At 72.3% G+C, this 14162-nt stretch carries 11 protein-coding genes; 9 read left to right on the top strand and 2 right to left on the bottom strand.

What is annotated here, in order from left to right; all coding sequences use genetic code 11:
* Nucleotides 1-153: 153 nt before the first annotated feature.
* The 6 genes from CFP65_RS03440 (at nucleotide 154) to CFP65_RS03415 (ending at nucleotide 7659) form a co-directional block, all read left to right on the top strand.
* Entirely contained in the window at nucleotides 154-1620 is a 1467-nt protein-coding gene (locus CFP65_RS03440; protein WP_104814687.1) for a hypothetical protein, read from the top strand.
* 339 nt (nucleotides 1621-1959) lie between these two features.
* Entirely contained in the window at nucleotides 1960-3612 is a 1653-nt protein-coding gene (locus tag CFP65_RS03435; protein WP_104814686.1) for an ABC transporter substrate-binding protein, read from the top strand.
* Between the two features lie 94 nt (nucleotides 3613-3706).
* Nucleotides 3707-4636 (top strand): ABC transporter permease, encoded by a 930-nt coding sequence (locus tag CFP65_RS03430; RefSeq protein WP_104814685.1) that lies wholly within the window; start codon nucleotides 3707-3709, stop codon nucleotides 4634-4636.
* A gap of 12 nt (nucleotides 4637-4648) precedes the next feature.
* On the top strand, nucleotides 4649-5560 hold the full coding sequence (locus tag CFP65_RS03425) for an ABC transporter permease (protein ID WP_104814684.1): 912 nt from the start codon (nucleotides 4649-4651) through the stop codon (nucleotides 5558-5560).
* A gap of 64 nt (nucleotides 5561-5624) precedes the next feature.
* On the top strand, nucleotides 5625-6659 hold the full coding sequence (locus tag CFP65_RS03420; protein WP_104814683.1) for an ABC transporter ATP-binding protein: 1035 nt from the start codon (nucleotides 5625-5627) through the stop codon (nucleotides 6657-6659).
* Nucleotides 6652-7659: an ABC transporter ATP-binding protein gene (locus tag CFP65_RS03415; RefSeq protein WP_104814682.1), complete on the top strand. Its 1008-nt coding sequence runs from the start codon at nucleotides 6652-6654 to the stop codon at nucleotides 7657-7659. The genes CFP65_RS03420 and CFP65_RS03415 overlap by 8 nt, the downstream gene beginning before the upstream one ends.
* A gap of 119 nt (nucleotides 7660-7778) precedes the next feature.
* On the opposite strand, the gene CFP65_RS03410 is transcribed toward CFP65_RS03415, so the two are convergent.
* Nucleotides 7779-8600, bottom strand: a complete 822-nt coding sequence (locus tag CFP65_RS03410) for a class I SAM-dependent methyltransferase (protein WP_104814681.1) — start codon at nucleotides 8598-8600, stop codon at nucleotides 7779-7781.
* 126 nt (nucleotides 8601-8726) lie between these two features.
* Here CFP65_RS03410 and CFP65_RS38655 point away from each other — a divergent pair, with 126 nt between their 5' ends.
* The 3 genes from CFP65_RS38655 to CFP65_RS40095 are packed head-to-tail and all read left to right on the top strand — an operon-like array spanning nucleotide 8727 to nucleotide 13416.
* On the top strand, nucleotides 8727-9128 hold the full coding sequence (locus CFP65_RS38655) for a CU044_2847 family protein (protein WP_254552199.1): 402 nt from the start codon (nucleotides 8727-8729) through the stop codon (nucleotides 9126-9128).
* Entirely contained in the window at nucleotides 9125-12007 is a 2883-nt protein-coding gene (locus CFP65_RS03400) for a serine protease (protein WP_104814680.1), read from the top strand. Before CFP65_RS38655 ends, CFP65_RS03400 begins: the two co-directional genes overlap by 4 nt.
* Nucleotides 11932-13416 carry a WD40 repeat domain-containing protein gene (locus CFP65_RS40095; protein ID WP_217368133.1) on the top strand — a complete coding sequence of 495 codons (1485 nt, stop codon included), beginning with the start codon at nucleotides 11932-11934 and terminating at the stop codon, nucleotides 13414-13416. Before CFP65_RS03400 ends, CFP65_RS40095 begins: the two co-directional genes overlap by 76 nt.
* A gap of 35 nt (nucleotides 13417-13451) precedes the next feature.
* On the opposite strand, the gene CFP65_RS03390 is transcribed toward CFP65_RS40095, so the two are convergent.
* Nucleotides 13452-14078: a GNAT family N-acetyltransferase gene (locus CFP65_RS03390; protein ID WP_104814679.1), complete on the bottom strand. Its 627-nt coding sequence runs from the start codon at nucleotides 14076-14078 to the stop codon at nucleotides 13452-13454.
* Between the last annotated feature and the right edge of the window lie 84 nt (nucleotides 14079-14162).

Raw genomic sequence — 14162 nt, 5'->3', positions numbered from 1 at the left:
GGCCGTGCCACGGAACCCGAGGCCGGGCCCCTGCTGTTGAATGTCCGCCGGCGTTGAACACCCCCGGCCCGCCCGAGTCCCACCCTGCCCCCGCGCCACCCGGACTCCGCCGACCCGGAGAGTCAGTTCGGCCCGCAACGACGGGAGTTCACGGTGACAGCCACCCGCGCCCCCAACACCCGGCTCCGCGCCCTGCTCGACGAGACCTCCTGGACGGGCCAGCAGCTCGCCCGCGCCGTCAACACCGAGGGTGCCCGCTGCGCCCTCGCGCTGCGGTACGACCGCACGGCGGTGGCCCACTGGCTGGGCGGCTCGCGCCCCCGGCCGCAGGTCGCGGAGATCGTCTGCCGGGTGCTGGGGCGGGCCCTCGGCCGGGAGATCACCCCCGAGGCCGCCGGCCTGGCCGGCCGGCCGCCCGAACCCCGCCCCGAGCAGTCCGCCCACGAGCGGCTCCAACACCTCGGCGCGGCCTCGCTGGTGGGGGCCAGGACGCTGCGGCTGCTCGCGTACTCCTCGGTGGCCGAGCCGTTCACGGCGGGGGGCGGGGTGTGGGGCAGGGCGGGCGGCGGTGGCGGGGACGGTGGCGAGCGGTCGGGCGGTGAGCCCGGGGTGGGAGGCGCTCCCGGGGTGGTCGGCGGGGTGAAACAGGCCGCTCGGGTGGACGGCGGGGGGCGCCCGGGGAGCGGTGCTCGACAGGGGGCACGGGCCGGGCAGGGGAGCGGGACCCGGGTGGGACGGACGGGGACGGCGCACGTGCGGTCGGCCCAGCTGATGACCGGGCTGTTCGCGGCGGCCGACGACGCCTTCGGCGGAGTGGAGTTGCGCCCGGTGCTCAGCTCCTACCTGGCCACGGACATCGCGGTCCAGCTCGCGGCGCCGGCCTCGCTCACCGTCGGGCGGCGGCTGCGCGAGGCGGCGGCCGACCTCGCCTACCTGGCCGGGTTCCTCTGCTTCGACGCGCAGTTGCACGGCGCCGCCCAGGCCTACTGCCGGATCGCCGCCGAACTGGCGGCCGAGGACCGGGGACGGGTCGCCATGATCGAGCGCCAGATGAGTGTGCAGGCCTACTACCTGGGCAACCACCGGCAGGCGCTGCAGTTCGCCGAGTCGGCCGCGCGGGGCGTGGGCGCGCTGGCTGGGGAGTCGGCCGCCTTCGTCACCGGGCAGCTGGCCGTGGCCCTGGCCGCCGTGGGTGAACGGCGGGCCGCACTGGCCGAACTCTCCCGGGCCCAGCGGCTGTTGGAGCGGAGCCGGACCGCCAGCCCGGTGCTCGGCGGCTACCACGAGGCCGCGCTGGCCCACCAGCAGGCCGAGGTGCTCGTGGCGGCGGGCGACCTGCCGGGCGCCTGCGGCGCGCTGGCCGCCTCGCTGCGGCACCGCCCGCCCGGCGAGCGACGGGCCAGGGCGCTGACCACCATCCGGCTGGCCGAGCTCCAACTCCGCCAGGGTCACGTGGAGTTGGCCTGCGTGAGTGGCGAGTCCTTCCTGGACGACCACCCCTACATCCGCTCGGCCCGGGCCGACGAAGCGCTGCGCCGGCTGAGGTCGCGGCTGCGCGCCTACCAGCGCGAGCCGGCCGCCCGCCGGCTGCTCCGCCGGGCGGCCGGGCCGGTGGGCTGAGCCCCGGATCCCCGCCGCCGGCCTGCCGGTTGGGCCGGCACCTTGTATGAGCAGCGACAATGCGCCGCGAAACGATCAGGGAAACCGATCATCGAATTCCACGGCCGGAATGCCGGAATTTGCGAAGCATTGTCCCGGGTTGGCCGATGCGCGTAACTGAAAAGAGATGCACCGGGCGATTCCACGGGAGGGGTCGACGGCTCGATAGTGGCTCTGCGCGTACCAGCGGTCACAACGCCAACTCCGCGGGTGTGCCCTGACGTTGCCGTCCCTGCGTGCCCGGAACGCCGGACTGCGGGGTTGCCACTTCGTTCCCACGCCCTGAATCGAGGCAGCTGAATGAAGCTCACCAAGGCGCTGCAGTGGACGGCGGTGGCAGCGGCCACCGCCCTGGCCGTGTCCGCCTGCGGCGGCAGTGCTCCCAAGCCCAACCCCAGCACGGCCGCCAAGGACGGCGGAACGTTCCGGATGGGCATCGTCGAGCCCGTGGCCATCGACCCGGACAACTCCCAGGAGTCCGAGGGCAATCTCGTCACCGAGAACCTGTTCACCGGGCTCACCAGTGTCTCCGTCGACGGCAAGATCTCCAACGCCCTGGCCGAGAGCCGCACGCCGAACGTGGACTGCTCGCAGTGGACGTTCAAGATCAAGGGCGGCACCACCTTCAGCAACGGCGAGCCGGTGGACGCGGCGGCCTTCGTGCGGGGCTGGACCCGGGCGGCGGCCAAGGCCACGGCCTCCGACGTGGCCTACCACCTGGGTGAGATCGACGGGTTCAAGGAGCTCAACACGGGCAACGCCACCGGCTTCCGGGGCCTCACGGCGCCGGACGCCACCACGCTGGTGGTCAAGATGGCCATCCCCGACTGCGAGTTCGACGTCCGGACGTTCCACACCGTGTTCAGCCCGGTGCCGACGGTGGCGGGCGCGGGCGACAACAAGGCGTACAACGACCAGCCGATCGGCAACGGCCCGTTCAAGATGGACGGCCCCTGGCAGCACAACGGCAAGATCACGCTGGTCCGCAACGACGGCTACGGCCTCACCAAGGCCCACCTGGACCGAGTCGAGATCTCCATCCTCAACGCGACCAACGCCGCCCAGTTGGAGTACCAGGGCTTCCAGGCGGCCCAGTTCGACTGGGCCCGGATGCCCACCGAGCAGCTCACGGCGGCCAAGGCCACGTACAACCCCAAGGGTGACTGGTACCAGTGGAACGCCAACGGCATGAACTACCTGCTGCCGATGCTCGCCAACGGGCCGATGAAGAGCAAGGAGGCGCGGGAGGCGATCTCCTACGCGATCGACCGCAACGCCATCGTGCAGGGCGTGTTCAAGGGCTTCTACACCGCGGCCGACTCGCTGATACCGCCGGTCTTCACCGACGCCTACCAGAAGGGGGTCTGCGCCAGCTGCGCCAAGCAGGACAAGGAGAAGGCCAAGCAGCTCGCCGCCCAGGCCGGGCTGACCCCGGGCACCAAGCTCTACTTCGGCTACAACACCGGTGCCGGGCACGATGCCTGGGTGCAGGCCGTGGCGGCGCAGCTCAAGGACGTGCTCGGCCTCGACGTGCAGATCGACGGCAAGCCGTTCGCGCAGCTGCTGGACAAGGAGAAGAGCCCGGACGCCACCGGGATCTACCGCTTCGCCTGGGGCGCCGACTACCCGACCCCGGGCAACTTCCTGAACCCGCTGCTGGCCACCACCTCGATCAACGAGGACCCGGTCACCCACAAGGTCCAGGGCGACAACCGCGGCCGCTACAGCAACCCGGCCTTCGACGCGCTGCTCCACCAGGCCACCGCCACCAAGGACCTGGCCGCGCGCACCAAGCTGTACCAGCAGGCCGAGAAGATCGCGATCGGCGACGACCTGGCGCTCATCCCGCTCTGGAATCGCAGCCAGCAGCGCGTCGCCAACAACGAGAAGTGGGCCAATCTGACCTACGACTTCAACGAGAACCCGACCCTGGCCAAGGTCTCGCAGAAGTAGCGCTGCTCCGCAGCTCCCGGCCGCACCGCAGCCCCTGTGGTGCGGCCGGGGCGGAGGCCGCCACTTCGCCGTGATCCAGAGGGAGGGCACCACCATGGGAAGGTATCTACTGCGAAGGCTCGGCCAGATGGTCGTCGTGCTGCTCGGCGCGACGCTGATCCTCTTCGCCTGCCTGTTCGTCATCCCGGGCGACCCGGTCGGCTCGCTGGCCGGCAGCGAGCGCGCCCGCGACCCCGCCGTGGTCAAGCAGCTGCGCGAGCACTACGGGCTCGACAAGCCGCTGGCCGTGCAGTACGTCACGTACATCGGGCACCTCGCCCAGGGCGACATGGGCGAGGACTACATCCAGCGCCGCCCGGTCTCCGAGATCCTCGGCCCGAAGCTGGTCAACACCTCCAAACTGGCCGTCGCGGCGATCGTCTTCGACGTGCTGATCGGCGCCGGGGTCGGTGCGCTCGCGGCCCTGCGGCGGTACTCGATCTGGGACACCGCCGTCACGCTCGTCACCACCGTGCTGGTCGGCTTCCCCACCTTCGTGATCGGCATGCTGCTGCTCAACCTCTTCGCCGTGCAGCTCAAGTGGGTGCCGGTGATCGGCGACGCGAGCGACCCGGTGCAGGTGATCCTGCCCGCGATCACGCTGGCCGTCATCGACGCGGCGCTCGTCGCCCGGCTGATGCGCGGCACGATGCTGGAGGTGCTGCGGGCCGACTACGTGAAGACCGCCATCGCCAAGGGCGTGCCGCGCCGCCAGGTGCTGCTCAAGCACGTGCTGCGCAACTCGGTGATCCCGGTGGTCACCTACATCGGCATCTCGTTCGGCAGCCTGCTGGGCGGCGCCATCATCACCGAGACCATCTTCAACTGGGACGGCGTGGGGATGGCGATGTCCACCGCGATCCAGCAGCAGAACAATCCGGTCGTGGTCGGGGTGGCCACCTGGGGCGTCGGCATCTTCGTGGTGCTCAACCTGGTGGTCGACCTGATGTACGCGATGCTCGACCCCCGAATCCGGCTGAGCTGAGGGCGTGCGGAGATGACTGACGAGACGACGACCGCCTCGCCCGGACGGGCGAGCGGGGCACCGGACGGCGAGCCCGCGATCCGGGTGGTCCGGGAGTGGCAGGAGGTCTGGCACCGCTTCGCCGCCAACCGGCTGGCGCTGCTCGGCCTGGTGCTGGTGGTCGCCCTGCTGGTGACGGCGGCCTTCGCGCCCTGGATAGCACCCTACGACCCGCTCAAGCAGGACCTCATGCACACCATCGAAGCCCCCACCGGCGCCCACCTGTTCGGCACCGACGCGCTGGGGCGCGACCAGCTCTCGCGGGTGGTCTACGGGACGCGGATCGCGGTGATCGTCGGCCTGGTGTCCATCCTGCTGACCCTGATCATCGGCATCGTGCTAGGTGCGCTGGCCGGGTACTTCGGCCGGGCCTACGACACCGTGGTGATGCGGGGTGCGGACATCTTCTTCGCCTTCCCGCTGCTGATCGGCGCGATCATCATCATCACCGTGACCGGCCGCGGCATCTGGCCGGTGGTGCTCTCGCTCGCGATCTTCGGCTGGGCCACCGTCGCGCGCCTGCTGCGCAGTTCGGTGCTCTCCGCCCGGGAGATGGACTACGTGCACGCCGCGCGGGCGCTGGGGGCCGGGCACCTGCGGGTGATCGTCCGGCACATCCTGCCGAACTCGATCGCGCCGGTGATCATCTACGGCACCTTCAACGTCGGCACGGCGGTGGTCGCGGAGGCCTCGCTCTCCTTCCTCGGCGTCGGCGTGAGCCCCGAGGTGCCGGAGTGGGGCAACATGCTCGCGGCCGGGCGCGGGTTCATCGGCGTGGACGACTACATGTGGATGCTCCCCTCGCTCGCGGTGGTGCTGACCACGCTCGGCTTCATCTTCGTCGGCGACGGGGTGCGCGACGCCCTCGACCCCAAGCTCCGGTGACCGGAATGGAGTTGACGGTGATGGCGGCGACGGCTGGGCCGGCGACGGCGGAAGAGGGTGGGCGATGAGCACGTCAGTGCAGGACACTCCGGCGGCCGGGCCGCCGCTGCTCGAAGTCGACGGCCTGCAGGTGGAGTTCAAGACCCGCGACGGGATCGCCAAGGCCGTCAACGGCGTCAGCTACAGCGTGGACGCGGGCGAGACGCTGGCGGTGCTCGGCGAATCCGGCTCCGGCAAGTCGGTCACCGCGCAGGCCATCATGGGCATCCTGGACACCCCGCCCGGGCGGATCACCGGCGGCCAGGTGCGCTACCGGGGCGAGGACCTGCTCGCCATGCCGGCGGAGCAGCGCCGGTCCGTCCGGGGCCGGAAGATCGCCATGATCTTCCAGGACGCGCTCTCCGCGCTCAACCCGGTCTTCTCGGTGGGGTGGCAGCTCGGCGAGGTCTTCCGCGTGCACGAGGGGATGTCGAAGCGGGACTCCCTCGCCAAGGCGGTCGAGCTGATGGACCGGGTGCGGATCCCGGCGGCCCGGCAGCGGGTGGGCGACTACCCGCACCAGTTCTCCGGCGGCATGCGCCAGCGCATCATGATCGCGATGGCGCTGGCCCTCGGGCCGGATCTGATCATCGCGGACGAGCCCACCACGGCGCTCGACGTGACCGTGCAGGCCCAGGTGATGGACCTGTTGGCGGAGTTGCAGGCCGAGTACCGGATGGGCCTGATCCTGATCACCCACGACCTCGGCGTGGTGGCGGACGTGGCCGACAAGATCGCGGTGATGTACGCCGGGAGGATCGTCGAGACCGCCCCGGTGTACGAGCTGTACGCCCGGCCCGCGCATCCGTACACCAAGGGCCTGCTCCGTTCGATCCCCCGGCTCGACCAGCGCGGCCAGGACCTGTACGCCATCCAGGGGCTGCCGCCCAGCCTGCTGCAGATCCCGGCCGGTTGCGCGTTCAACCCGCGCTGCGAGCAGGCCGCCGACCGGTGCCGGGAGGAACTGCCGCTGCTCCAGGCGGTGTCGGACGAGGAGGGCATCGGCCTGGCCGGGCGGCACAGCGCCTGCCACTTCTGGAAGGAGACCCACCGTGGCTGAGCCCATCCTGAGGGTCGACGGCCTGGTCAAGCACTTCCCGCTGACCCAGGGCATCGTCTTCAAGCGCCGGATCGGCGCGGTGCAGGCGGTGGACGGGATCTCCTTCGACCTGCACCGGGGCGAGACGCTCGGCCTCGTCGGCGAGTCGGGCTGCGGGAAGTCCACGGTCGCCAAGGTGCTGATGAACCTGGAGCGGGCGACGGCGGGCCAGGTGCATTACAAGGGCCAGGACATCACCGGCCTGAGCGGCAGGGCGCTCAAAGCGGTGCGCCGCAACATCCAGCTGGTCTTCCAGGACCCCTACACCTCGCTCAACCCCCGGATGACGGTCGGCGACATCATCGGCGAACCGTTCGAGATCCATCCGGAGGTGGCGCCGAAGGGGAGCCGCCGCAAGGCGGTTCAGGACCTGCTGGCGGTGGTCGGCCTCAACCCCGAGTACATCAACCGCTATCCGCACCAGTTCTCCGGCGGGCAGCGCCAACGCATCGGCATCGCACGGGGGTTGGCGCTCAAGCCGGAGATCATTATCTGCGACGAACCGGTCTCCGCGCTGGACGTCTCGGTCCAGGCCCAGGTGATCAACCTGCTGGACCAGCTGCAGAGCGAGTTCGACCTCTCGTACCTCTTCATAGCGCACGACCTCTCGATCGTCCGCCACATCTCGGACCGGGTCGGGGTGATGTACCTCGGCAAGATGGTCGAGATCGGCACCGAGGAACAGATCTACGAGCACCCGACCCACCCCTACACCCAGGCCCTGCTCTCCGCCGTCCCCGTCCCGGACCCGGTCGGCCGGGCGGACCGGCAGCGGATCATCCTCTCCGGCGACCTCCCCTCCCCGGCCAACCCGCCCTCCGGCTGCCGCTTCCGGACCCGCTGCTGGAAGGCGCAGCCGCGGTGCGGCGAGGAGGAACCGCTGCTCGCCGTCCCCGAGGGGATGGCGGGGGAGGCGCTGCACCACTCGGCCTGCCACTTCGCGGCGGAGCGCGACATCTAACAGAGCGCGGCGGAGCGCGACATCTGACAGAGCGCGGCGGAGCGGGCGCAGGTCTGAGCGGCTCGTTCCGGGGCGGTGCCGTGGCCGGCCGACCGGGCCGGCCACGGGCTCGGACCCGCTCAGGGGAGGGCGCGGACCAGGACCAGCGAACCGTCGTAGCCCGGGAGGTCGCGGAGGGCGCCGTGCCGCTCATCCCAGGCGCCGGAGGCGATCGCCTCGGCCAGGCGCTCGGTGTACTCCTCCCGCACCTGGGGCTCGACGAAGCTCCAGGCCGAGCAGGCCTGCCGGGCACCCGGGTCCAACAGCCGCTCGGGGCGGGCGAAGTACGCCTCGTTGAAGCCGTCGGTGCAGTCGGCCGGGATCACCACCGGCTCGACCGTCACCTCCCCGCCGAGCGCCTCGGCCAGCTCGGCGACGGCCGGGTAGCGCCGGGCCTCGGTGTCCAGCACCAGCGGCGCGTACTCGTACAGCCAGAACTCCCGTACCAGTGCCGGGTCGCAGGTCAGGACCACCACTGGCCCTCGGGTGACCCGGCGCAACTCCCGCAGCCCCGCCCGGACATCGCTCCACTGGTGCACGCTGAAGGTGGTCATCGCGGCGTCGAACGCGTCGTCCTCGAACGGCAGCCGCTCCGCCACCGCGTCCACGGCGGCCGGCAGGTGGGCGGGCCGCTGCGCCCGCATCGAGGCGGAGGGCTCCACCGCCGTCACCTCGGCGTCGGTGGGCTCGTACGACCCGGCCCCGGCCCCGACGTTGAGCACCGTCTTCGCCTCCCCGAGGGCCCGCCGGATCGCCGCCGCGATCCGCGGATCCGGCTGCCGGTAGTCGGTGTAGCCGGCGCCGATCCGGCCGTAGTCGGTGTCCCCGGCACTGCCGTCGGCCCTCCGGCCACCCGCGCCGGTCCCGCCCTGTTCGTGGTGCTGCTCGCTCTGTTCGTCCATGATCGCAACCTACCGGCCGGGTCAAGCCGGGCGTTTCCGTGTTCGGTACCCGACGCTCCGCGTGCTGCTGTACGTTCGGGCGCGACCTTCCCGGCGGAGGGCCGGGAGGTCTCAGGGGGAGGCGTCGTGTACCACGTGGAGTTGCCCGTCGATGTCGGCGGCGGGGCGCAGGACTTGGTGCGGGTCGAGATCTCGCCGGCCGGCGAGGACGGGCTGGTCCAGGTGGCGCGGCCGGGGCAGGTGGTGGCCCGGGCCACCCGTTCGCTCGGGGAGATGGTGGCCGGGATCCGGCCGGTCGCGCAGGGCTTCGTCGACGGCTTCCGTGGGATGGTGCACGCGCCCGACGAGCTCGGCCTGGAGTTCGGGGTGTCGCTCTCGGCTGCGGCCGACGTGATCATCTCCAGCACGGCGGCCCAGGCCAACTTCAAGGTCTCGCTCACCTGGCACCGCCCGTCGGCGGCACCCCCCTCGTCGGATGAGAGCCCGGCCTCGGCCACCGGCACCGCGCAGGCGGAGCCGACGGCATGAGCCCGGCCGAGGGGATCGGCCCGAAGGCCCTCAACTCGGCGGTGCTGCGGGTGCGGGACGGTCGGGGCGAGGCGGTGGGGTTGGGCTTCCTGGTCGCTCCGGACCTGGCGTTGACCTGTGCGCACGTGGTGTCGGCGGCCCTCGGGCTGCGGCCGCAGGAGCGGCCGGCGACTGCCGCCCGGCTGGAGGTGGATCTGCCGTTGCGGGCTGTCGCCGATGCGGACGGTGCGGGCGTGGCCGCGAGCGTCGAACGCTGGCTGCCGGCCCGGGTGTCCGGCGGTGGGGACGTGGCGGTGCTGCGGTTGGAGGTCCCGCTGCCCGGTGGCCGGCCGGTGCGGCTGATCGAGGCGGAGGAGGTCTGGGAGCACCCCGTCCGCGCCTTCGGTTTCCCGGCCGGCCGCCCGGGTGGGGTCTGGCACGCGGGTGTGCTGCGGGCGGAGCAGGCCCACGGGTGGGTGCAGGCCGATCTCGCGGGGCGGGGCTACCCGGTCTCCCGGGGCTTCAGTGGTGGCCCGGCCTGGGATGAGCAACTCGTCGGCGTGGTCGGCATGATGGCGGTCGCCGAGTCGGGTCTGCCACCGGTCAGCTATCTGATCCCCACCGCCGGGCTGCTTCGGGCCTGGCCCGAGTTGCGCGAGCTGGCCCTGCCGCCCTCCCCGTTCCGCGGGCTGGCCGCGTACCGGGAGGCGGACGCCGCGTTGTTCCACGGCAGGCGGGCCGAGAGCGCGGAGCTGGCCTCGGCGCTGCTCGCCGAGCAGTGGGTGAGCATCGTCGGTGCCTCCGGATCCGGGAAGTCGTCGGTGGCCCTGGCCGGGGTCGTCCCGCTGCTCCGGGCGACGGGTGCCGAGGTGGTGGTGGTGCGACCCGCCTCGGGCAGCAGCCCGCTGACCGCCCTCGCCGCCGGGCTCCTGCCGTTGCTGGACCCCGGACTGCCACAGGCCCCGGAGACCCGACGGCTGACCTGGATCGCCGAGCTGGCGGAGCGGCTGGCCGGCGGCGGACTGGCCGACGTGGTGGCCCGGGTGCTGGAGGTGCGCGACTGTGACCGGCTGCTGGTGGTGGTGGACCAGTTCGAGGAGCTGCTGGCCCTCGCCCCCGCCGCCGTCGACGGGCTGGCCGAGGTGCTGTTCGACGAGGCGCTGCCGCGTACCGTCCGTGTCCTGACCACCCTGCGGGCCGACTTCCTCGAACTCGTGCTGGCCCACCCCCGGTTGGGCCCGCTCCTCAGCCGGCGCATCCACGCGCTCGGGCCGCTCGGCCCCGACCGGCTTCGCGAGGTGGTGGCCGCCCCGATCGACGCGACCCCCGGAGTGCGGTACGAACCCGCCCTGGTCGACCGCATCCTGGAGGACACCGGCACCGAGCCGGGTGCTCTGCCACTGCTCGGCTTCACCCTCGACCTGCTCTGGCAGGGCCAGCGCGGCGGCTTGCTGAGCTATCAGGCCTACCGGGAACTCGGTGGTGTCACCGGCGCATTGAGCGCGCACGCGGACCAGGTGTGGGCGGAGCAGCTCCGGGCCGCGGACGAAGCTGCCGCCCGCCGCCTGTTCACCCGACTGATCCGCGTCCCGATCGGCGCCGCGGCCGCGACCCGCCGTACGGCCCTGCGCGGTGAACTCGGCGAGGAGGAGTGGCGGATCGCCCAGCAGCTCGCGACCACCCGCCTGCTGGTCACCGGGCGCAACGCCGAGGGCGAAGAGACGGTGGAACTCGCCCACGAGGCGCTGATCAACGGTTGGGAGCGGCTCGCCCACTGGGTGACGGAGGACCGTGCCTTCCTGGAATGGCTGGAATCGCTGCGCCGCGACCTGGCCGTCCGGGAGGAGTCGGGCCGCACGGCACCGCCGGCGATCACCCTGCCGGATCCCGCCGGGCGGTGGGAGACCGAACGGAGCGCCGACCTGAGCGCGGCCGAACTCGCCCACCTGGCTGCCGTACGGGCCCACCGCCGCGCCCGGACCCGCCGTCGCCGAGCCGTGGTGTCCGTGGTCGCCGTCCTGACCGCCCTCGCCCTGGTCAGCAGTACCCTGCTGGTGGCGTCCCGCCGGGAGAGCAGTGTCCGGGAGTCCATGGCCACCTCCCGGGCGCTGGCCCAGGCCTCGGTGGACGTCGCGTCCAGCGACCCCGCCCGCTCGGTCATGCTGGCGATCGCGGCCTACCGGACCTCGCCGACCCAGGAGGCCCGCAACCAACTCCTGCGCACGTACCTCGCCTACTCCGGTGACGGGAGGCTGGTCTCGGGCCTGCTGGGCACGGTCGGCCACGTGGTGACGAGCCGCGACGGCAACGTGGTGCTGGCCAGCTCCTACGACGGCCGCGCGACGCTCTTCGTCCATGCCGCCACCGGCACCGTCCGCAGCTTCCAGGTGCCCTCGGTCGGCCAGGTGCAGTACCCGATGGTCTCCGAGGACGGTCGGCGGGCTGCCTACCTCCAGGAGGACGGCAAGGCGGTGTGGTTTCACGTCGACGCCGAGGGCGGGCAGCCGGTCGGGCAGCTCCGGCCCCTTCCGGCGGCACCGGGCGCGTCCGTCGGAGCCGACAAGGGCCTGCGTCCGTCGATGTCGGTGGACGGGACCCGGATCGTGGCCCGGGTGCTGGACCACCTGGTCTGGTGGGACCTGGACCACGACGCCCTGATCCGCACCTCACCTGCGCCCAAGGACGGCGGCGGTGACAACGGGCCGTTGTGGGTCGGCGCGGACGACCGGACCCTGCTACTGCGCCGTACGGGTGGGGGAAAGGACAACAGCGGCCTGCTCGCCTACGACCGGACACCGGTGCCACCCGCACTGTCGTCACGGGGGTGGATGACCTCGAGCTCTCCACCGACCGCACCGCAGCCGTCGTATGTCGCAGCGGCGCCGACACGTCGACGGTGAGCCTGCTGCGGATCTCCGACGGTGCGCCGCAGGGCCGGCCGTTCACCGAGCAGGACGGCAAGTACAAGACGGACAGGTGCCTGAGCGAATCGGTCGACGCGACCGGTAGCCGAGTGGTCTTGTCGGGCATGGGTGCCACCCGGGTGGTGGATCTGACCAAGGGGGAGGTGATCTCCACCGTCCCCGCGGACGACCATACTTACGGGACCCATGCCCTGGCCGAGGCGGCCGGCCGCCTCTACGAGGTCGCCTGGGACGGCGCGGCGATCTTCCACACCGAACTACCGCTTGGTGCAGCCGTCCTGTCGGTCAGTCAGCAGAGGATCACCCCCGACGGAACCCGAACGCTCAGCATCCTCGCCGATGGGTCCGGCCTGCAGCTGCGGCCCGCCGCCGAGGCGGACAGCGACAAGCTGCTCGCCGAGGCCGCGCGCCGCAAGCCGTACTGGAAGCCGACCGAGGCCAACCCGGCCGGCTTCAGCCGGGACGGCACCCTGCTCGCGGACCAGGAGGGGAAGAACGTGGTCTCCGTCCGCGAAGCCGCCACCCTGCGGGAAGTCGCCGCGATCACGGCCGCCGACTTCCCGCCGCTGCCCGCCCCCGAACCGGCCGACCCGGAGCGGCTCTTCCCCCCGGCAGAGGCCTGGAAGTGGAGTTTCGCCGACTTCTTCGACACCGAGGGGAAGATCCTCACCGTCTCGGGCAGCGTGGTGCAGCGCTGGGAACCGCGTACGGGCCGAGAACTCGCGCGGTTCGACGTGATGCCGCTGCTGCCGGCCGGCAAGCTGGATGTCATGTTCGGCCCCTACCCGGCGCCGAACGAGGTGGCCCTCATCGTCCTGGGCGACCGCGATGTCCGTATCGTCGACATCACCACCGGCAAGGTCGCCGAGACCATCAGCATCACCGACGACGTCCTCTCGGTCCAGTTCGACCGCAGCGGCCGCTATATGGCGCTGCTGCGCCGCGGCTCCATCCTCGAGCTCTGGCGGCGACACCCGCTGCGCCGCGAACTCGGCCCGCTGCAGAGCATCTCGGAGAGTGTGGGCACCCCGTTCGTCGCCTCCTTCCTGGACGAGGACGGGCGCTACCTGCTCGCCTCCAACAACACCGTCCGGACCTACCAGGTCGGGCAGCGCGCCCCGCTGGACTCGTACGAGTTCGGCGCACCGCCCGGCGAGAGCCGAAGCTCCTACCGTTTCATGGACACCACCAGGGACGGCCGGACCCTCATCTACTCGGTCTCCGACGGCCCCGGCGGCCCGTTGGTCCTGGATCCGAGCCTGTGGCAGACCGAACTCTGCCGCATCATCGGCTACCGGGACTTCACCGAGGAGGAGCGGGCCGGCCTCCCGACCCGCCTCCCGGCGGCTCCGCCATGCGGGGTGCCCGGGCGGCCCCAGGGCTGACGCCTGGTCCGGGGCCCGCGCCGTCCGACGGGGCGTCAGATCGGGTCGCCCTGGACGAAGGCGTGGAGGTGCTGGTCGTGCCAGCCGTCGGCATGGAGGAGGGCGCTGCGCAGGGTGCCCTCGGCGGTGTAGCCGGCCTTTTCGGCGACTCGGCAGGAGGCCGGGTTGGCGGTGGAGTGGCAGAGGGTGAGGCGGTGCAGGCCGAGGTCGGCGAGGGCCCAGCGGGTGAGGGTGCGCAGGGCGGTGAGGGCCAGGCCGCGGCCGCGGGCGGCGGGGAGGAGCCAGTAGACGAGCTCGGCGCCGCCCTCGGTGAGGTCGAGTCCGCCGAGGCCGATCAGGCCGATGGCGGGGCCGTCGGCGGGGGCGATGGCCCAGATGGCGGCCTCCTCGGACTGCCAGCGGGCCTGCATGCGGGCGATGCGGGCGCGGGCCGAGGCCTCGTCGGGCGCGTGCAGGCGGTTCCACTGGCGGATGGCCGGGTCGGTGGCGGCCGCGACCAGGGCGGCGGCGTCCTCGGCCCGCCAGGGGCGGATCACGTGTTCGGCGGTGAGCGGGAGGACGGGCTGCACCATCGCCGCCAGCCGGCCGGCGGGCAGGACGATCGGCACGGCGTCCTGGACGACGGGCGTGGCGGGGGCCGGGGCGGGTGCGTTGGTGATCATGGCGGCATGCTGCCACAGGGAGTGGTGGGGCGGGAGGGCATTTTCGGGGTGGAGGGTGGGGGTGGGGCGCCCGTGGGGGCGCAG

The sequence above is a fragment of the Kitasatospora sp. MMS16-BH015 genome (assembly GCF_002943525.1).
Taxonomy (GTDB): Bacteria; Actinomycetota; Actinomycetes; order Streptomycetales; family Streptomycetaceae; genus Kitasatospora.
This window is presented reverse-complemented; position numbering and strand designations above follow the sequence as displayed.